At 30.6% G+C, this 19,159-nt stretch carries 17 protein-coding genes; 5 read left to right on the top strand and 12 right to left on the bottom strand.

From position 1 onward, the window contains the following. Nucleotides 1-51 precede the first annotated feature (51 nt). Together KQI86_RS06415 and KQI86_RS06410 are read right to left on the bottom strand one after the other, a co-directional pair. On the bottom strand, nt 52-1,314 hold the full coding sequence (locus KQI86_RS06415; protein WP_216438456.1) for a cation:proton antiporter: 1,263 nt from the start codon (nt 1,312-1,314) through the stop codon (nt 52-54). A gap of 5 nt (nt 1,315-1,319) precedes the next feature. After that, on the bottom strand, nt 1,320-1,964 hold the full coding sequence (locus KQI86_RS06410; RefSeq protein WP_246582706.1) for a TetR/AcrR family transcriptional regulator: 645 nt from the start codon (nt 1,962-1,964) through the stop codon (nt 1,320-1,322). A gap of 427 nt (nt 1,965-2,391) precedes the next feature. On the opposite strand from KQI86_RS06410, the gene KQI86_RS06405 reads away from it, so the two are divergent. Continuing rightward, nucleotides 2,392-3,915, top strand: a complete 1,524-nt coding sequence (locus KQI86_RS06405; RefSeq protein WP_425514368.1) for a thiol-activated cytolysin family protein — start codon at nt 2,392-2,394, stop codon at nt 3,913-3,915. Between the two features lie 149 nt (nt 3,916-4,064). Here the strand turns inward: KQI86_RS06405 and bioA are convergent, their stop codons facing one another. The 4 genes from bioA to KQI86_RS06385 are packed head-to-tail and all read right to left on the bottom strand — an operon-like array spanning nt 4,065 to nt 7,720. Next, nucleotides 4,065-5,420: an adenosylmethionine--8-amino-7-oxononanoate transaminase gene (gene bioA / locus KQI86_RS06400; RefSeq protein WP_216438454.1), complete on the bottom strand. Its 1,356-nt coding sequence runs from the start codon at nt 5,418-5,420 to the stop codon at nt 4,065-4,067. A gap of 19 nt (nt 5,421-5,439) precedes the next feature. Next, nucleotides 5,440-6,165 (bottom strand): dethiobiotin synthase, encoded by a 726-nt coding sequence (gene bioD / locus KQI86_RS06395; RefSeq protein WP_216438453.1) that lies wholly within the window; start codon nt 6,163-6,165, stop codon nt 5,440-5,442. Further along, nucleotides 6,158-7,141 (bottom strand): biotin synthase BioB, encoded by a 984-nt coding sequence (bioB, locus tag KQI86_RS06390; RefSeq protein ID WP_216438452.1) that lies wholly within the window; start codon nt 7,139-7,141, stop codon nt 6,158-6,160. Before bioB ends, bioD begins: the two co-directional genes overlap by 8 nt. Before the next feature lie 24 nt (nt 7,142-7,165). After that, the gene (locus KQI86_RS06385) at nt 7,166-7,720 is read right to left on the bottom strand and encodes a biotin transporter BioY (RefSeq protein WP_216438451.1); all 555 of its coding nucleotides are present in this window, start codon (nt 7,718-7,720) and stop codon (nt 7,166-7,168) included. A gap of 620 nt (nt 7,721-8,340) precedes the next feature. Here KQI86_RS06385 and KQI86_RS06380 point away from each other — a divergent pair. Continuing rightward, nucleotides 8,341-9,489: a methyl-accepting chemotaxis protein gene (locus KQI86_RS06380; protein ID WP_216438450.1), complete on the top strand. Its 1,149-nt coding sequence runs from the start codon at nt 8,341-8,343 to the stop codon at nt 9,487-9,489. A 78-nt stretch (nt 9,490-9,567) separates the two neighbouring features. On the opposite strand, the gene KQI86_RS06375 is transcribed toward KQI86_RS06380, so the two are convergent. Then, complete coding sequence (locus KQI86_RS06375) at nt 9,568-10,143, bottom strand: TetR/AcrR family transcriptional regulator (RefSeq protein ID WP_216438449.1); 576 nt, start codon at nt 10,141-10,143, stop codon at nt 9,568-9,570. A 153-nt stretch (nt 10,144-10,296) separates the two neighbouring features. On the opposite strand from KQI86_RS06375, the gene KQI86_RS06370 reads away from it, so the two are divergent. Continuing rightward, nucleotides 10,297-12,210 carry an oxidoreductase gene (locus tag KQI86_RS06370; protein ID WP_281417251.1) on the top strand — a complete coding sequence of 638 codons (1,914 nt, stop codon included), beginning with the start codon at nt 10,297-10,299 and terminating at the stop codon, nt 12,208-12,210. A gap of 172 nt (nt 12,211-12,382) precedes the next feature. On the opposite strand, the gene KQI86_RS06365 is transcribed toward KQI86_RS06370, so the two are convergent. Continuing rightward, entirely contained in the window at nt 12,383-13,267 is an 885-nt protein-coding gene (locus KQI86_RS06365; RefSeq protein ID WP_216438447.1) for a LysR family transcriptional regulator, read from the bottom strand. Nucleotides 13,268-13,387: 120 nt separating this feature from the next. Between KQI86_RS06365 and KQI86_RS06360 the strand changes: the two genes are divergently transcribed. Beyond that, nucleotides 13,388-14,578 (top strand): coenzyme F420-0:L-glutamate ligase, encoded by a 1,191-nt coding sequence (locus KQI86_RS06360; RefSeq protein WP_216438446.1) that lies wholly within the window; start codon nt 13,388-13,390, stop codon nt 14,576-14,578. Between the two features lie 162 nt (nt 14,579-14,740). Here KQI86_RS06360 and KQI86_RS06355 read toward each other — a convergent pair whose 3' ends face one another. The 4 genes from KQI86_RS06355 to KQI86_RS06340 form a co-directional block, all read right to left on the bottom strand. Beyond that, nucleotides 14,741-15,664 (bottom strand): sensor histidine kinase, encoded by a 924-nt coding sequence (locus tag KQI86_RS06355; RefSeq protein WP_216438445.1) that lies wholly within the window; start codon nt 15,662-15,664, stop codon nt 14,741-14,743. 17 nt (nt 15,665-15,681) lie between these two features. Further along, nucleotides 15,682-16,452, bottom strand: coding sequence for an ABC transporter permease (locus tag KQI86_RS06350; RefSeq protein WP_216438444.1), 771 nt, complete (start codon nt 16,450-16,452; stop codon nt 15,682-15,684). After that, the gene (locus tag KQI86_RS06345; protein ID WP_216438443.1) at nt 16,445-17,368 is read right to left on the bottom strand and encodes an ABC transporter ATP-binding protein; all 924 of its coding nucleotides are present in this window, start codon (nt 17,366-17,368) and stop codon (nt 16,445-16,447) included. The genes KQI86_RS06350 and KQI86_RS06345 overlap by 8 nt, the downstream gene beginning before the upstream one ends. A gap of 82 nt (nt 17,369-17,450) precedes the next feature. Beyond that, nucleotides 17,451-18,152: a response regulator transcription factor gene (locus tag KQI86_RS06340; protein ID WP_216438442.1), complete on the bottom strand. Its 702-nt coding sequence runs from the start codon at nt 18,150-18,152 to the stop codon at nt 17,451-17,453. Nucleotides 18,153-18,329: 177 nt separating this feature from the next. Between KQI86_RS06340 and KQI86_RS06335 the strand changes: the two genes are divergently transcribed. Continuing rightward, a complete protein-coding gene (locus KQI86_RS06335; RefSeq protein WP_216438441.1) occupies nt 18,330-19,004 on the top strand; it encodes a uracil-DNA glycosylase in 675 nt (224 codons plus the stop codon). The last annotated feature ends 155 nt before the right edge of the window (nt 19,005-19,159 follow it).

Raw genomic sequence — 19,159 nt, 5'->3', positions numbered from 1 at the left:
CAAAGTAATTTAAAGCGGTGGACTTAACCACCGCTAAACACCCCTTCGCCCTTAGGCAATGGTAGTTGATTTACTACCACCAAGTTCGCCATCATCTTTTTTATTAAATTCTCCTGCCCATTCAAAAGCTTTTTTAGCAACAATTACTGCAATAACTTCATTTATTACTGCTGCTGCTGCAATTGTACCTTGTATAACTTTTGCACTTTCTGGATCAGGCCCCGCTAAAATAGAAACTGCTATTCCTGTAAACACTAGTGATACTCCTGAATGTGGTAATAATGTAAGCCCTAGATATTTCTTTACAGTTTTTGGTGAATTAGTAATAGTTGCTCCAAAGAATGCTCCACCATATTTCCCTAAGGCTCTTGCAATAATATAGATTGCAGTAAATAATCCTGCACCCAAAATTAAATGATAGTCAAGTGGTGTACCTAGATCTAATATTACTACAATCATAGATATACCTAAAATAGGATTAAATGCATTCATTATTTCATTTAGTTTATCCTCTGAAATCATGTTAGCAAATGTAGCTGAAAAAGCCATTCCAATTAACATATAGTTTAATACTGGCTTAGGTAAAATTACATTATCGAATATAAGTCCTACACCTGCAGATATTAATATAGTTGTAACTAAAAATAACATAGTTTTTTGGGATGTATTATCTTTTTTAAGTAAAAATCCTGCCAAAAGTCCTGTACCAATACCAATGATAATCGGCAATAACACAGCTAATAATATCATATATATAGGTATCTTTTGTTCTGAAACATTAGCAGCTACAACTCCCATAGTTGAGAAGAACACAACAACTGCCACCATGTCATCAAGTGCTGCCATAGGAATTAATGTTCTAGTTACAGGACCATCTGTTTTAAATTCTCTTACAATTGATAAAGCAGGTGCTGGTGCTGTCGCAAGAGCAATACCTCCAAAAATAAAAGCAAGATATACTGGAATACCTGTAAAATAAAATACAACTCCGAATACTAAAGTAACTACAAAAAATGCTCCTAAGGATTGTGTTAAAGTTGTTATTATAAGTTGTTTACCTGAGTTTTTAATTTTATTCCAAATTAATTCTGTTCCAATTAAAAGTCCTAATACACACTCAAAAATATCCACAGCAATTTTATACCATCCAGCATTTAAAACAGCTTCATTTACAAGTGCCACTGCATGAGGACCAAGTATCATACCTGCAAGCAACCACCCTAAAATAGCAGGTAGTTTGATTTTTGAAACTAATTTACCTATAAAAAAAGCAATTGCAACTGCTATTATTAATCTTAATATTAATTGTATCATTATTGTTACTCCTCCTTTGCAATGCCATAAATCATAATATTTACCATTTTCCCAAGATTGATTTCATGCGCCTTGATTAAACCATTAAAGTCAGAATTATCATATGCTTTGCTTTGAAAATACCCATTGAACATTTCTTGTAGAATCCAAAAATATTTCATTGCTTCTTCTTCTGTTATACCTTCTCTTAGTGTTACTTTACTTAATGCAAATCGATAAATACCGATATTGAGATTATCAAATTTCTTTCTTATAGCTTTAATTTCTTCTTTTAAATGCATAGGTGGTTGCAAAACTACATTAAAAAATATATGTCTTAAATAAACATTCTCTTTAAAAAAATCATATCTTAAATCCAAATTTTTTTGCATAATACCTTGAAAATCATTTTGATTAAACTCTTCACTTTGAAGATAATCTACAAATTGATCAAAACAATACTTTACACAAGTTAAAAATAAATCATCCTTATTTTTGTAATAGTGATAGATAAGACCTTTTGAAATATTATTATCATTGCAAATATTATTTAAAGATGCATTTCCATAATTTTTAGTTCCAAATTCTACAATAGCTGCATTTAATATTTTATCTTTGCTGATTTTATTTTTTTCCTTTTGCGTCATTTTATTCTTTTCTTTTTGCGTCATTTCTCCTCCTCTAAATAAATATTGACCACCTAATCTGCATCGTTATACTCAAAACAGACTATCTGGTCTATTTTATTATATTTAAAACAGACCACCTAGTCAATGAATTAAGTATTACTATTTTGTAAACAAATAAACTAATGAAGATATCTTACTTTACTAGTTATTTATCCAATTTATAAATTATTATACCTCCTATCTCCCTCCAATATCTCCACAAATTTTTTATGTTAACGCTATTGCTTATTGCAATCTCTTCAATTAAAATTTATTTCCTCTACATTAATTCATATAATAAATAATGCATAATAGAGAATATAAAGATATCTTATAAATTCCTATTGGATAAATATTCATTTAGTGGATTTGATTTCTATATGCAAATTATGGTATAATTTACATATAGAAAGGGGGAGATTCCTTGAAGATTTTGAAGAATTTTAAAGTAAAAAAAATAATAGTATGTTTATTTGTTAGTTTATGTATTATTCAATATCCACTTACTTACTTTGCTGAAGCTCCTACAACTAATTTAGCCAGTAAAACAAACAAACCTGATGATATCGATACTGGCATAGCAAATTTAAAATATGATAGAAACGAGATTTTAGCAGTAAATGGTGATAGTATAGAAAGTTTTGTTCCAAAAGAGGGCTTAAATTCAAATGGAAAATTTATAGTGGTTGAACGTAATAAAAAATCACTTACAACTTCACCAGTGGATATTTCAATTATCGATTCTATGACTGATCGTACATATCCAGGAGCATTACAACTTGTAGACGATGCTTTCGTGGAAAATCAACCTACTATACTAATGTGCAAGAGAAAACCTTTAAACATTAGTATAGATTTACCAGGTATGAAAAAAGAAAATTCAATAACTGTTCAAAATCCAACATATGGTAACGTGTCAGGAGCAATAGATGAGTTAGTATCTACTTGGAATGAAAAGTATTCAGCAACACACACTTTACCTTCAAGAACACAGTATTCAGAATCTATGGTTTATAGTAAATCTCAAATAGCAAGTGCTCTTAATGTTAACTCTAAAGTTATAGATAATTCACTTGGAATTGACTTTAATGCTATAGCAAATGGAGAGAAAAAAGTGATGGTTGCGGCATACAAACAAATATTTTATACCGTAAGTGCAGAACTACCTAACAATCCATCAGACCTTTTTGATGATAGCGTTACTTTTGAAGAGTTAACTCGCAAAGGAGTATGTAATGCAGCACCACCTGTTATGGTATCAAATGTAGCCTATGGCAGAACAATTTATGTAAAATTAGAAACAACTTCTAATAGCAAAGATGTACAAGCTGCCTTTAAAGCCTTACTCAAGAATAACAGCGTAGAATCTAATCTACAGTACAAAGATATTTTTGAAGAAAGTTCATTTACTGCTGTAGTATTAGGTGGAGATGCAAAAGAACATAACAAGATTGTCACAAAGGATTTTAATGAAATACGAAATATAATTAAAGATAATGCAGAATTTAGTCCTAAAAATCCAGCATACCCAATCTCATATACAAGTGTTTTCCTAAAAGATAATTCAATTGCTGCTGTTCATAACAAAACAGATTATATTGAAACTATATCTAGAGAATACTCTAGAGGTAAAATACTTCTTGATCATTCTGGTGCATATGTTGCTCAATTCGAAGTATCATGGGATGAATTTTCATATGATGAAAATGGAAAAGAAGTACTATCACATAAAACATGGGAAGGAAACTATCAAGACAAAACAGCTCATTACTCTACAATAATACCAATTCCAGCCAATTCAAAGAATATAAGAATTTTAGCAAGAGAATGTACAGGCCTTGCATGGGAATGGTGGAGAACAATTATTGACGAATATAATGTTCCATTATCAAAGGAAATAAAAGTTTCAATTGGAGGAACTACATTATACCCAAAAGCTTATATTAGCTATTAGTCAAGCGAGACACCCTTTTGGTTTCAGCATTTAGCATACCGCCAAAATGGTGTCTCTCTTTATATTTATTATTTGCTTTAATGGCTTGTCAAATATTTTAATATCACCATTTACAGAGATATTTATCATAATGTCATAATTTTACTTTATTATAGTTTACTCTCTATAAAGTATTCTTCTATACTCTGAAAGCAGGTATTTATCATAAATTTTATTTCCTCTTTGCTAATAATGAATGGAGGAATAAAATAGAGTACATTTCCAATAGGTCTTAATAATAATCCTTTTTTAAGAGCAATTCTATAAATTTCATACCCTACTCTCATGTGCCAAGGATAGCCTTCTTTTGTCCACTTGTCTTTTACTATTTCAATAGCTGTTATCATACCTATACTTCTTACTTCACCTACATGTTTTGAAGTTTTGGATTTTTCCAATGTTAGTTTTCTTATTAATTGACCTTTTTCTCGACTATTCTCTACAATATTATCTTCTTCAAATATCTTAAGATTCTCTAAAGCAATGGCACAACCAATAGCATTACCTGAATAAGTATGACTATGAAGAAATGATTTTCGCTCACTATAATCCCCATAAAAGCAATCATATATTTCATCTGTTGTCATAACTACCGACATAGGCATATATCCAGCAGAAATTCCTTTTGAAAGGCACATAAAGTCTGGACTTATTTGAGCATGATTACAAGCAAACATCTCCCCAGTTCTACCAAATCCCATTGCAATTTCATCTGCAATAAGGTGTATCTCATATTTATCACAAAGTTCTCTAAGCTTCCTTAGATAAACTGGTGAGTAAATCTTCATGCCTGCAGCTCCCTGAACCATAGGTTCAACTATTATAGCACTTATCTCCTCATGATTTTTCATTATACAATTTTCCATAGATTCAAAGCACTCAGCACTACAATTATCTCTAATGCAATCATATTTACACCTATAGCAATCTGGTCCCTCTACTCTTATTGTATCTAAAAGAAGAGGTTTGTATATCATATTAAACTGGTCAATATCACAAACAGACAAAGCACCTAAGGTTTCTCCATGGTATGCATCGCTTAGAGTAACGAACCTTTTCTTTTTAGTATTTCCCTTTTGCATGTTGTAATGAAAGCTCATCTTTAGGGCAATTTCTACCGCCGAGGACCCATTATCAGAGAAAAACACTTTTGTAAGCTTTTCTGGTGTTATATTTACCAGCTTCTCGGCTAATTCTATAGCAGGTTTGCTTGAGAAATTAGCAAATATAACATGTTCAATACTATCTATCTGCTTTTTTATAGCCTCATTAATTCTCTTATTGCTATGTCCCAGTGTATTTGTCCACCAGGATGATATGCAGTCTAAATATTTATTGCCATCAATATCATAGAGCCAAACCCCTTCTCCTTTTTCTATAACTATTGGATTAAGATCTTCATAATCCTTCATTTGTCCACAAGGATGCCATATATATTTCAAATCCTTTTTTACATATTCGTTCATATCCATACCTCAATCTTTATTATAGTTCTTCCATACATTCTATTATCTTCTGAACTCTAAAAGCCTTTTCAGAATTTCTTCTAATAGATTCTATTTTGTTATTCTCTAAATTTTCAATGGTTTTAAATTTCCCTATAATAGGTGTTTTAGTAAACTTTTCTATCATTTTAATATTATCATCATAAGGCAACTCTTCTTTATAGTTGTTTATTATAATACCTTTAATTTTAATTCCTAAACTTTCTATATATTTTACTGTCAACACTGAATGATTTATTGTTCCAACTCCAGCCCTTGCAACGATAATAGCACTCATATTTAAATCCTTAATAAGATTTCCAATGGTATATACTCCCCTTTCATCATCTATCAATGGACATATTATTCCTCCACTACCTTCAGCAACTATAAAATCATATTTATTCTTTAAATAAAGATATTTGTCTTTTACTATATCTAAATCCATAGGATTATTTTCTAATTTTGCTGCAAGATGAGGACTTACAGCCTCCCTATAAATATATGGTGTAATGTTTTCATAAGCTTCTTCTAATTTACTCACTTCACTTACAAGTTTAGTGTCACCTGGAATAAGCTTATTGCCTATTTCTAAAGCACCACTTAAAGCTGCTTTAAAATATGTAGCATTATAACCATTACTCCTTAAAGTATGCATAAGTCCAGCAGTTACAATGGTTTTTCCCACATCAGTATCTGTTCCAACTACAAATACCCCCTTAGCCATTTTTCCTGACCTCCAGCTTTAATTCACTTATCATTTTCTTATCATCACATATTTTATTGCCTGATGTTGTAAGATAATTTCCTGTGATTGTAGCATTGGCTCCTGCATTAAAGCAATTTTCTCCAAAAGAATCAATGAGGTTTCTTCCTCCAGCAAGTCTTATAAAAGCGTCAGGGTTTATCAATCTGAAAATTGCAATGGTTTTTAGTATTTCCTTCTGACTTAAACTTTTTGCATTTTCTAAAGGTGTTCCATTAACCGGATTTAGTATATTTACTGGAATAGATTTAACAGCTAAATTCTTTAGTTGAAAAGCTAGTTTAACTCTTTCCTCAAAGCTTTCTCCAAGACCAATTATTCCCCCCGAGCAAATATCCATACCAGCCTTCTTAGCTGCATTTATAGTATCTATCCTTTCATCATAACTATGGGTTGTACAGATATTTTTATAATACTCCCTACTAGTTTCTAGGTTATGATGATACATAGTTATTCCTTTCTCTCTCAGCTTAATGAATTCTCCATATCCTAATATCCCTAATGAGGCACATAAATCCATTTTCACTTCCTTATTTAACTTTTCATATATATCTAAAACCTTCTCAAAATCACTGCCTTTAATTCCTCTACCACTTGTAACTAAAGAAAATCTATTTACTCCCTCACTTTCATTTTCCTTTGACAACTTTAAAGCAGCTTCACTTGAAACCAACTCATATACTTCTATATTTGTTTTATAATAGGCAGATTGTGCACAAAACTTACAGTCCTCAGAACAACGCCCTGACTTTGCATTCATAATAGTACAAAGGTCTATTTCTTTGCCACAAAAAAATTCTCGTATGTTATTAGCGCTAATACATAATTGCTCTACATCTTCTTTGGCTTCAATGCTTGATAATTTCATAGCCTCCTCAAAAGTAATACATTCTTTTTCTAAAATTTTTTTCTCTATCTCTTTAATAAATTCTTTCATGTTATAATTCTCCTTCTTCTGTTTTTAAGCAATATACCCAAATTTACCTAATGTAGGTAAAATTTTTACTGAAATATAGGCTCCAAAAATTGTTAGTACCAAATCTCCAGCTATACAAACTACAAAACCATAAAAAAATGCAAAATAAAAAGAAACATTTTTCCCTAGATATAAATTAAAGATAATATATAAGTATATAACTCCAAAGAAGTAGACAAAAAATAGCCCCAAAAGCATCATAAGTGTTGCCTTAGTAAAAGTTAATTCCTTAACGTTCTCTCTTATTTTACCTATGACATAAGCCGCTACGATAAATCCTATAAGATACCCAAAAGTAGGTTTAAATATGTAGTCAAAACCACCACCCTCAGTGAATACAGGTACTCCTAAAAGCCCTAGGGACACATAAACTATTTGTGATAAAGCACCTAGTCTTGAACCTAAAATCACACCAGCTAAGGCACAAAATAGATACTGAAGAGTAAAAGGTATGTAGGGTATTGGTATCTTAATAAATGCTCCTATTGCTGTTAGAGCTGCAAACATAGCTACTAAAATTAAATCACGTGTATTTTTCATGAATATACTCCCTTTATAACATTACTTTTCTATATCATAATAAATAGGCTTATTATTGTCAACTAATTCATTGTGATTAGTTGACAATAGATTTACAGATGCCCTCATTCACTTTTTTTGAACAAATCTTTCGCATTTACCATATTACGATGCGCCACATATCAAATTTTTCGTGCATATACTAAATATTACCAACTTAATGCTATACCTAATATGTTTTATTCTAACTACTTTAATTTTCTACAATTAAAAAGAAGACAATTAACGTGAAAATCACCTAATCATCTTCTTTTTTACCTTTGTTACCATTACAGTTTTATTGTAATGGCTAAAAGTTTTTAGCTGCTTGTTTAACCTTTTCAGCGGCATCTTCCAAAATTGATTCTATATCCAAGGCTACAAAAGCATTTATAGAAAAAATAAAGAATAATTGATAATAAGTACTCTGGCCAACTGGTCATATAACAATTATTTTCTATATAAAAAAGATTATATAACAAATATTAGAATAAATAAGAAGGATTACTAAAACATTTGTCGAAATAATAACAATTATGGTATTAACCAACATAATTTTAAAATAATGTTTTATAATTTTTATTTAGCAGGAGGGAAAGATAATGATTCATGTTAATACACTAAATTATATAAAGGATTTAGCCGAAGTACAACTTACCCATGTAATAAATCAAGGGATATTTGGAATTATGGAGGGAGATGATATAACTTGGCAGATTTCTTCAAACTCATTCAACATCGAAGAGTTTAAAATTGGTAAAAAAGTAGATAGAAATAATGTAATATTAAGGGCTAGTCATGAAAAAAAGATTATAACTGAAAATATTTCTAAAGCGGTATATGGAACTAGATTAAAAATAACAGCTATTCCTATTATTAATGATGAGGATGAGAGTGTTGGTACATTTTATATGATAATTCCAATAATACATCATTTAGAAAATGCATTTAAATACTTTGCTCCAATTATAAATGAAATGTTTACAGAGGGTGCATACATAACAATAACAGATAAAAAGGAAGTACTTCAAAAATATGCAACTGAAAAATTTGATATACCAGAAGTAGGTCCAGGTTTTGATATAACAGATGATGCAAATATTGCTGAATGTCTAAGAACTGGTAAAAATAAACGGTTTGATTTTGATAGTTTTGAGTATGGAAAGCCTATTAGAGTATTAGTATCACCGTATTTTGATGAAGAGAGTAACGAATCTTCCGGAGTTGTAATGGTAACTAGAGCAAAAGAAACTGAAATAAATCTACGTAATATGTCAAATAGCATGAAAAACAGTCTTTCAAATATAGCAGCTACAGTTGAAGAGCTAGCTGCATCAGCATCAGAAATACATATAAACGAACAAGCATTAAGTGAAAATATTAAAGAAATAACAAAATTATCAGAGCAAATTAATGAGGTTAGTAATTTCATACATCAAATAGCTAATCAAACTAAAATGTTAGGTTTAAATGCTTCTATTGAAGCAGCTAGAGCAGGAGACTTGGGTAAAGGTTTTGGTGTTGTTGCAAATGAAATTAGAAATTTATCTGAACAATCAAAAATTACAATTTCTAAAATTAATAAACTTACAGATGATATCATAAGTAAAGTAGAAGAATCAAATCAAAAAAGCCAAAGTTCATTAGCATCTAGTCAGGAACAAGCAGCCGCAACTCAGGAAGTTAGTGCTACTATAGAAAAAATAACTTCATTATCAGAAGAATTAAATGAAATTGCAAATAGAATATAAATATAAAGCATATATGAAAAAACGAGGAAACACAACTAAAATTAGCTGTTGTTTCCTCCTCGCTATAATAAATTTTAATCACTTCCTAAATTCTGGTGCCACATCATAAATATTTTCCAATGATTTACGAATTTCTTGTTTCCAATCAAACTTCCCTTTTTTAATGCACCAAGTCACTTCATATCCTAAAAATGCGTAGGCAGATGCTTTATATAAGTCTTTCGCACTACTTTTATTTCTTATTTGGCCTGATTCCTGACCTTTTTTAATAATCATTACGGCAATATTAGTTAGTTCATCCCTAAAATCATAGCTTCCAAAGTCTTCTTTTAAATTGCTAATCATCATTTGACTAAAAAAATCAGTCCCATATTTATAAGCTTCAGCTACAAGAGATTCAAAACATACCATTAATTGTTCCCAATAATTATCCATGGTAAGAATAGACATAAGATGCTGGCTTATATTATGTGTCAATGAATCGTAGAAACGTAAAATAATATCTTCCTTTGATTTAAGATGATAATAAAAAGTAGTCTTAGAAATGCCACATGCTTCGCAGATATCTACAACTGTAACGTTTTGATAACCTTTTTCAAGGAATAATTTATTGGCTGTCTCTATTATAAAATCTTTAGTAGTTTTCTTTGTCATAATTTCCTCCGAATTTATTCAATAAATAGTGAACAAAATCAATTATATAGTAACATATTATTTCTCAAAAATCCATATTGACTATTATTTACCAAATTGATACTATATTACTGCGGTACTATAATTTATAACCTAGGTAAGAGGAGGGTTTTTATGTTAAAATTATTTGAGAAAACACAAATTGGGAGTATGAAACTTAAAAATCGTGTTGTTATGGGACCTATGGGAACAACAGGAGAAGCTGATGGTTCATACTGCTCAGAAGGTATTCGTTACTTTGAGGAACGTGCTAAAGGAGGAACAGGTCTTATCATCACTGGTGCAAACGTTGTTACGACTAAATATGAGCCACGTCCTTGCACCGAACTTAGTAATTTTCATCATGTTGAACGTTTGAATATGTTAATAGAACGTTGTCATCATTATGGTACTAAGGTATGTGTACAAATTTCACCAGGTTTAGGTCGTCAACAATTTACAGATCCATTTACTCCACCTTATTCAGCAAGTGAATGTAGTGCTTTTTGGTTCCCAAATTTGAAATGCAAACCATTTTCAAAAGAAGAGATTCACGACATTGTAGAAAAAGTAGGTTTTTCAGCTAGTCTTGCAAAAATGGCTGGTGCTGATGCAGTAGAATTACATGCATATGGTGGATATTTATTAGATCAGTTCCATTCAAAGCAATGGAATAATCGTACAGATGAGTATGGTGGAGAACTAAAAAATCGTATGAGATTTACTTTAGAATGTATTGAAGCAATTCGAAAAAATGTTGGTGCAAAATTCCCTATACTTGTTAAATTCACACCTGTACATCGTGTTGAAGGAGGACGTGAATTAGAAGAAGGATTGGCAATGGCTAAAATACTTGAGGCTGCAAATATAGATGCTCTTCATGTTGACGTTGGTTGCTATGAAGCTTGGCATAAAGCAATCTCTACAGTATATGAAAAAGAAGAACATCAAATGGATGTTGTCGAAGCTGTTAAGAAGACAGTAACTTTACCAGTTCTTGGACAAGGTAAAATGTTTGATCCTGAGAAAGCTGAAAAAGCTGTTCTTGAAGGTAAAACTGATTATATTGTATTAGCACATCAAATGTTAGCAGACCCAGCTTGGGCGAACAAAGTTAAGGCAGGAAATACAATGGACATAGCTCCTTGCATTGGATGTAATGAATGCTTGCTTTCAGGTTTTTCAGGCAAACATTATTATTGTGCTGTAAATCCATTATGCTATGCAGAGGGTGACTATCAACTTCCAGAAAAAAATGATGTGAAGAAATCTGTATTGATTATTGGTGGTGGTCCTGGTGGGATGTCAGCTGCTATTGCTGCCGCTAAACGTGGATTTGATGTGGAAATATGGGAAAAGTCCTCACGATTAGGTGGTAATCTATGGGCGGCAGGTCTACCAACATTTAAGCATGACGTATTAAGATTGATTACATATATGGAACGTCAAGTGTTAAAACTTGGAGTTAAGATTATATTGAATAAGGAAGCTACAGCAGAAACTGTTTTAGCTGGTAAATATGACAAGGTTGTATTAGCTACTGGCTCAAAAGCGTTTATGCCTCCAATTAAGGGAATTGAAACAGCTGCTCCTGCAAATGACTATTTATTAGGACTTAAAAAACCAGGTAATAAAGTCGTTGTAATCGGTGGTGGTCTTGTTGGCTGTGAAACTGCAGCATATATGAAGGAAACTGCTGAGGAAGTAACAATCGTGGAAATGTTAGAAGATATTTTGGCAATTTCAGAACATTGCCTAAACAATGATCAAGCATTAAGAACAATCATTAAAGAAAGAAACATTGAAGTTGTAGGTAATGCAAAAGTAACAAAAATAACTCCATCCGGAATTAGTTACTCAAAAGATGGACAAGAACATATAATTGAATGTGACACAGTTATTATTGCAGCTGGCTACTATTCAAATAATCAATTAGAGAATGAATTGGAAGGAAAGGTTGAAGATTTAACTATTATCGGAGATGCAGAATCACCAAGAAAAATCCTTACTGCAGTACACGAAGGATATCATACAATACGAGTAATGTAATTAAATAGAGGTTAAGAAAGATGTTAAAAGTTTCATGCATTTAACATCTTTCTTATTATTTAATGGGAGAAGTATATATTCTAAACCATATTAATTCTTATATTGTAAGCTGTTTTAATAACTCTTTATCCAATTCTAGTAAGTTTCGCATTCACTTATGATACGGTTCACCTTATCTCCCCTCCAATATCTCCACAAATTTTTTTGAAGCAGGAGAAAGAGATACACTCTTTGAAAAACAATATCCTATGCTTCTTTTAGGTATTTCCTCAACCATTTGTACTTCATGCAATATACCCTTCTTTAGATATTCCTGTGAGAACTCTTTAATAACACAAGCTATACCTAGATTAATTTTTGCAAACTCTAATAATAGATCGTGAGATCCAAGTTCAATTTCCGAGGTAATTTCAACGCCTTTTGATAAAATATATTTTTCCACATATCGTCTTGAATTTGATTTAGAATCAAGTAATATCAATGGCAAATTTGCTATTTCCTCAAAGCTTAAAGGCATAGAAAGTGTATTTTTGTAACTATCACCACAGACAAAAATATCTTGCACATCTATGCACTTTTTTATCTCTAAAGAAGTGTCTTCAATGGGAAAATTACAAATTGCAATATCAATTTCTCCTGATTTTAACATAGGACAAAGTTCTAAAGTTGTTTTGTTTACAATTTTCAGCTTAATATTTGGATATTCATTATGAAACTTTTCCAAATAGGGTAATAAAAAATATCGTGAAATGGTATCCCCTACCCCTATTTTCAAATCTCCTAACATCAAATTTTTTGATTCTAAAAGTTTTTTTTCACCTACATTGATTAAGTTTATAGCAGAATTTGCATACTCAAATAAAAGCTTTCCTTCATTTGTAAGAGTTACCCCTCTAGGTGTTCTTGTAAATAACCGTATCTCAAGTTCCTCTTCAAGCTGCATAATTGCTTGACTTACAGCAGGTTGTGTCATGTAAAGTGCCTTTGCCCCTTTAGAAAAGCTTTCACATTTAGCTACTTCACAAAATACTTTATATAAATCTAATTTACTTATCATATAAGCACTCCTTATACCTCTCATTATATCTATTTATTTTACTTATACCATAAATATAATGTATATTACAAGTATAAAATAAAACTTAATTCAATTTGAAAACAATTAAGGAGAGATAAAATGGAAAGAGTTGTTGGAACTGTAGTTAGAGGTCTACGTGCCCCAATCATCAACAAAGGAGACGATATTGCAAAAATAGTTGTAGATGCAGTATTAAAAGCTTCAGAAGTAGAAGGATTTTCAATTAATGATAAAGATATTGTTACTGTAACAGAATCAATAGTTGCTCGTGCTCAAGGGAATTATGCAACTATCGACCATATTGCAAAAGATGTAAATTCAAAATTTGGTGACGATACTATTGGAGTAATATTTCCTATTTTAAGTCGTAACCGTTTTGCAATTTGTCTTCGTGGTATAGCAAAAGGAGCTAAAAAAATTGTATTAATGCTTAGCTATCCATCAGATGAGGTAGGTAATCATTTAGTAGATATAGATTTACTTGATGAAAAAGGAATCAATCCTTGGACAGATGCTTTAACAGAAGAAGAATTTCGTGGTCATTTTGGACATAACAAACATACTTTTACTGGTGTTGATTATATTGATTATTATAAATCTTTGATTGAAGAGTATGGTGTTGAGTGTGAAGTTATCTTTTCAAACAATCCAAAAACTATTTTAAATCATACAAAATCTATTCTTACTTGTGACATTCATACAAGATTTAGAACAAAAAGAATATTAAAAGCAAATGGTGCAGATAAAGTTTATAGCCTTGATGATATTCTATCAACCTCTATAGATGGTAGTGGTTATAACGAAAACTATGGTCTTTTAGGTTCAAATAAAGCAACTGAAGAAAGTGTTAAACTTTTCCCACGTAATTGTCAGCCTGTAGTTGATACTATACAATCTACACTTAAAGAAAAGACTGGGAAAACTGTAGAAGTTATGATTTATGGAGATGGCGCATTCAAAGATCCAGTGGGTAAGATTTGGGAACTTGCTGACCCTGTTGTATCACCAGCTTATACATCAGGACTTGAAGGCACTCCTAATGAAGTAAAGTTAAAATATCTTGCAGATAATAACTTTTCTAATTTAAGGGGAGAAGAACTTAAGAAAGCTATTTCAGAATATATCTCAAACAAAGAGTTAGACCTAGTAGGTGCTATGGAATCACAAGGTACTACTCCTAGACAACTTACTGATCTTATAGGCTCTCTTTCCGATTTAACTTCAGGAAGTGGAGATAAAGGTACACCTATTATATATATACAAGGATATTTTGATAACTATACAAAATAAAAATTTCCCTTAATTAAAGATATAACCGTCTATGTAGAAGAATTAATTTCTATCACATAGACGGTTTTTATTTTCTTATCCAAATTATGGGATCACGTTTTAAACAAATAGCTAAGGTTTTTTAATATATTATTTAGCATGTAAAAATTTAGTAAATTATCTTTATGCCCCATACCTTATTTTCCATTTTATTATTATACTAAGCTTATCTCCTGATAACTCTGCAAAAATTTTATGCCCCATTTGTTCCACTAGTTTCTTAGTTATAGCAAGCCCAAGCCCCGTATTTTTTCCACTTCTAGTACGATCCGCTGTAAAGAAACGATTAAATAACTGATCTACATCCTCTTTCTTTAAGTCTTTAGCATCATTTGTAAAAGTCATTATTACATGGTTTTCCTGCTGTCTTAAGGATATATTTATAACTTCCTTACTATATTTAAGCATATTTTGTATCAAATTTGAAATTATTCGCCTCACTGCATTATCATCAACAATAACTAAAGGAATTTTCTCCTCTAAATTCATAATAGGTTCTATTCCTTTATCTAAAAAATCATTATAAAATAACGCAATTGTATCACATAGTATATTATATAAATTCATGGATTTAAGAGAGAATTTATACTCTTTTCCCTCTAACCTGGATAGTTCATAAAAGCTATCTATTAAGACTTGTAGGGATTTAGTTCTCTTTTTTACTATATCTAAATACTGACTTTTTTCATCTTCACATAGACTACTATCCTCCATGAGTTGAATGTATCCCATTATGGATGTTAAAGGTGTCCTTAAATCGTGGGATACATTTGCAATAGCTTGCCTAATTTCCAAATCCATTTTCTTATATTCAGCTTCAGCTTTCTGTTTTTCTTCTAAAGCTTTATTTATTTCTAAAGTTAGCTTTTCTGCTCCCTTATTAGATGTTGATAGTAATATTTTTGAGTTGGTTTTAACTTTATTGATTTCTTTTAATTGATTGGTTATATTTCTTACTTCTTTATACAGTAAAATATAAAGGGTGGCAAATATCCCTGCTATAATTATAAGAAAAATAATTATTAACCCTAGCGTAACCCCTTGCATAAATGTCACCACCCTCTTTATTTAATCTCTTTATTTTTAACATACATCATAGTTAAACCTATGAATACTATGGTATATAGAATCCCTACTAAAGCTGCAGAACCCAACTGAGAATTTGTTACTTCTTCAAATACCCTTAAATCATTCCTAGTTAGATTACTTAGCTGAGTAGTAATGAGTATATTATAAATGTACTGGAATTTATCAGAGACAAACATTGAAAGAAGTAAAATTACTTTTCCTAATATGATGAATACACCTATATAAACAAAAGCAAACACATTATTGTTTTTAATAACAAAAGCTAAGAATGTGCATACTGATATAGCCCCAATCAATAGGATAGTTGTCCCTGATAATCTCCTCATATAATCTATTGCAATATTCATGGTAAAATCTTGTCCAACACCGAATAATATTGTACCACTTACAAAGAACACAGTTAATATAATAACTGCTGATATTATAGAAAGAATTGTTGCCACTATAACTTTTGATATTATTAATTTATTTCTTGAAACCCCGAAGGATACCACATTTTTTAAAGTAAGATTCTTCTCTTCTTCTGCCGTAGCTATGTCAACCATGGGTAATATTAAATATACTGCCGCTACAATTATAGCGTTACCAAATTCAAATAGCGCAGTTAAGTTCATATTAGATGAAAACTTAGTTGTTTTAGTAAAAATATTAAATATCAATGGTAAAATAGCCATAAAACCTGTATATACCCAAAAATACGCCCTATTAAAGTTTCTGTAAAGCTCTGCTTTTATATAATTAAGCATGATGAGCACCTCCAATCAAGTTGATAAAATAATTCTCTAGATTTACACCAATTTGATTCATTGAGGAGAACACTACCCCATTACTTACAAGTGCTTCCGCTATTATTTCTGGAGTATCTATATGCTCATATAATCTAATCTCATTGTCATTTAACACTTCATACTTATTGCAACCAAGCTCTTTTTCAATTACAACAATAGCTTTTTCAATATTTTTTACTTTAATTGATAATGAACGCTTACATTTTTCTTGTAATTCTTTTGAGGATATTTGCTCTATAAGCTCACCATTATTAATGAATCCATACATAGTTGCCATTTGAGAAAGTTCACCTAATATATGACTGGATATAATTATTGTAGTATTTCTTTCCTTATTGAGTTTTAATAAAATTTCTCTAAACTCTACAATTCCTGTAGGATCAAGACCATTAATAGGCTCATCTAAAATGAGTAAATCTGGGGTTGCCATTAAAGCCAAAGCTAAGCCTAAACGTTGTTTCATACCCAGTGAAAGTTTTTTAAATTTTTTCTTAGAAGCATCTTCAAGGCCTACAATTCTAATTAGTTCATCTATACATTCTTTTTCTGGAATTCCCCTTTGTATTCTATAATATTCAAGATTCTTTTTTACGGATAAATAAGGATAGAAGCTAGGCGCTTCAATTATACATCCTATCCTCCTTCTAGATTTATTTAATCCACTCTGAGATGTTTCATTAAATAAATCAATTTCTCCCTTTGAGGGCATTGTAAGTCCACACATCATTCTAAGCAGAGTTGTTTTTCCCGCTCCATTTTTGCCAACAAGGCCATAAATTTCTCCCTGTTTTACATCTATATTCACATTATTTACGACTAGATGATCACCATACTTTTTAGTAATATTTTTAGTCTTAAGTATTGTATCACACATCTAAATCCCCCTCCTTTTTCTTGCATAATCATATATTAAAATACAATCACCAAGATAACCTAAAGAAAAGGTTAAGAAAGTATTAAGTTTTATCACTAATTTTATACCCGATTCCCCATACAGTATGTATGTATTCTGTATCAGGATTAATTTTAGCTAGCTTTGAACGAATGTTACTTATGTGTACATTCACTGTATTATCATCACCAAGAAAATCCTCATTCCAAACATGTTCAAACAAATTAGCTTTTGTAAAAACCTTACTTGGATTGGCCATTAAAAGTTCTAATATGGTAAATTCTCTCGCCGTAAGGTAAATATACTGATTTTTAACTGTAACTTCTACAGTTTCACGGTTCAAAATCAAATCCTTATATACTAATATATTATTTTTCACATTTATATTAGAAAATACAGTATACCTCCTTAACTGAGCTTCAACCCTTGCTAAAACTTCATTAGTGTCAAAAGGCTTAGAGATAAAATCATCTGCACCAAGTTTTAATACCTCTATTTTTATATCTTGTCCAGGCTTTGCAGAAATAACTATAATAGGCATGGTTTTAATTTTTCTTATTTCATAGATAAGCTTCTCTCCTGTTAATCCAGGTATCATTAAATCCAATAAAACCAATTGAAAATCCTGATATTCAAGACACATCTTTGCTTCAGAACCTGAATAAGCACCTCTCACCTTATATCCCTGTTTAGCTAACATTTTACATAGAAGATTGTTTATATCTGCGTCATCTTCTACAACCAATATATTTATATTATCATTCATATCAAATACCACCATCTTATTTATATAATATTTATTAATTTTTATATTACTAATGTAAATTAAGTTAATTATATCATGAAATTTTCATAGTGATACTTAATAAAAACTTAAGTTATTTACTATAAGTGATTTTATATATTCCCAGCTTTTATGGTATAATCTATTAGGGTGATTTGTATGAAAATATTAAAAAATGATTGGCAAGATTTATTAGAAGATGAGTTTAAAAAAGATTACTACTTAAAACTTAGAAAATTTTTAATAAATGAATATAGAACAAAAATTATATATCCAGATATGTATGATATGTTTAACGCTTTACACTATACACAGTATAAAGATGTAAAGGTAGTTATATTAGGTCAAGACCCCTATCATGGTCCTAATCAGGCACATGGTTTGAGTTTTTCTGTAAAGCCAGGTGTACCAGCTCCTCCTTCTCTTATGAATATATATAAAGAACTTAATAGTGATTTAGGATGTTTTATTCCTAACAATGGTTACTTAAAAAAATGGACTGATCAAGGAGTTATGCTTCTTAATACTGTATTGACAGTTAGAGGAGGCCAGGCAAATTCTCATAAGGATATGGGTTGGGAGCACTTTACTGATAAAGTAATTAGTTTATTAAACCATAGAGAAGATCCTATTGTTTTTATATTATGGGGAAATAATGCTCAATCTAAATTGAATATAATAAACAATAGTAGGCATTACATAATAAAATCTACTCATCCAAGTCCATTATCTGCGCATAGAGGTTTCTTAGGAAGTAAACCTTTTTCTAAAGCTAATAATTTTCTTACTTCAATAGGTAAAGATCCTATAGACTGGCAAATTGAAAATATATAAATAACGTAAATTTTTTATAGAAATATTTTAAGGCATGCAAATACATAAATTTGTATGCCTTTTATTTTTTATAAATTTTCAACGCTACCTATACTATGATTAATCCTTTCTTCCTAATTTTTTACATCATGATTTACCTAGTCTTATTTTCCATT

The sequence above is a fragment of the Clostridium mobile genome (assembly GCF_018918285.1).
Taxonomy (GTDB): Bacteria; Bacillota; Clostridia; order Clostridiales; family Clostridiaceae; genus Clostridium_AW; species Clostridium_AW mobile.
This window is presented reverse-complemented; position numbering and strand designations above follow the sequence as displayed.

What these genes read in the sequence shown, in the direction of transcription:
- KQI86_RS06385 (WP_216438451.1), bottom strand. Translation starts at nt 7,720, where the DNA reads ATGAAAAATACACGTGATTTAATTTTAGTAGCTATGTTTGCAGCTCTA.
- KQI86_RS06345 (WP_216438443.1), bottom strand. Translation starts at nt 17,368, where the DNA reads ATGTGTGATACAATACTTAAGACTAAAAATATTACTAAAAAGTATGGT.
- bioA (WP_216438454.1), bottom strand. Translation starts at nt 5,420, where the DNA reads ATGAACGAATATGTAAAAAAGGATTTGAAATATATATGGCATCCTTGT.
- KQI86_RS06375 (WP_216438449.1), bottom strand. Translation starts at nt 10,143, where the DNA reads ATGACAAAGAAAACTACTAAAGATTTTATAATAGAGACAGCCAATAAA.
- KQI86_RS06335 (WP_216438441.1), top strand. Translation starts at nt 18,330, where the DNA reads ATGAAAATATTAAAAAATGATTGGCAAGATTTATTAGAAGATGAGTTT.
- bioD (WP_216438453.1), bottom strand. Translation starts at nt 6,165, where the DNA reads ATGGCTAAGGGGGTATTTGTAGTTGGAACAGATACTGATGTGGGAAAA.
- bioB (WP_216438452.1), bottom strand. Translation starts at nt 7,141, where the DNA reads ATGAAAGAATTTATTAAAGAGATAGAGAAAAAAATTTTAGAAAAAGAA.
- KQI86_RS06415 (WP_216438456.1), bottom strand. Translation starts at nt 1,314, where the DNA reads ATGATACAATTAATATTAAGATTAATAATAGCAGTTGCAATTGCTTTT.
- KQI86_RS06370 (WP_281417251.1), top strand. Translation starts at nt 10,297, where the DNA reads ATGTTAAAATTATTTGAGAAAACACAAATTGGGAGTATGAAACTTAAA.
- KQI86_RS06410 (WP_246582706.1), bottom strand. Translation starts at nt 1,964, where the DNA reads ATGACGCAAAAAGAAAAGAATAAAATGACGCAAAAGGAAAAAAATAAA.
- KQI86_RS06360 (WP_216438446.1), top strand. Translation starts at nt 13,388, where the DNA reads ATGGAAAGAGTTGTTGGAACTGTAGTTAGAGGTCTACGTGCCCCAATC.
- KQI86_RS06355 (WP_216438445.1), bottom strand. Translation starts at nt 15,664, where the DNA reads ATGCAAGGGGTTACGCTAGGGTTAATAATTATTTTTCTTATAATTATA.
- KQI86_RS06340 (WP_216438442.1), bottom strand. Translation starts at nt 18,152, where the DNA reads ATGAATGATAATATAAATATATTGGTTGTAGAAGATGACGCAGATATA.
- KQI86_RS06380 (WP_216438450.1), top strand. Translation starts at nt 8,341, where the DNA reads ATGATTCATGTTAATACACTAAATTATATAAAGGATTTAGCCGAAGTA.
- KQI86_RS06365 (WP_216438447.1), bottom strand. Translation starts at nt 13,267, where the DNA reads ATGATAAGTAAATTAGATTTATATAAAGTATTTTGTGAAGTAGCTAAA.
- KQI86_RS06350 (WP_216438444.1), bottom strand. Translation starts at nt 16,452, where the DNA reads ATGCTTAATTATATAAAAGCAGAGCTTTACAGAAACTTTAATAGGGCG.